Below are 344 nucleotides of genomic sequence, written 5' to 3' on the forward strand. Positions count from 1 at the left end.
GGCATTGGGCCGTCTGCTGCAGAGCAAACCAGAATGGCGCCATCCATTTGAGCCGCGCCAGTAATCATGTTTTTAACATAATCAGCATGACCTGGGCAGTCTACGTGGGCGTAGTGGCGACCCGCTGTTTCGTACTCAACGTGGGCTGTATTGATTGTAATACCGCGCGCTTTTTCTTCTGGTGCTGCATCGATCTGGTCGTATGCTTTAGCTTCGCCGCCGAATTTTTTCGACAGAACTGTTGCAATCGCTGCTGTCAGTGTAGTTTTACCGTGATCAACGTGGCCAATTGTACCGACGTTGACGTGCGGCTTGGTGCGCTCGAACTTACCTTTTGCCATTTT

Annotated in this window: 1 protein-coding gene; it reads right to left on the reverse strand. The window is 51.2% G+C overall.

The genetic code is table 11. The annotated features are described in order from the left end of the window. Positions 1 to 341, reverse strand: a 341-nt coding sequence (locus ACO0LG_RS29635) for a GTP-binding protein (RefSeq protein WP_423032225.1), incomplete at its 3' end; no start/stop codon positions are given. Positions 342 to 344 lie beyond the last annotated feature (3 nt).

Source organism: Undibacterium sp. Ji42W (assembly GCF_049340405.1).
GTDB lineage: Bacteria > Pseudomonadota > Gammaproteobacteria > Burkholderiales > Burkholderiaceae_D > Undibacterium.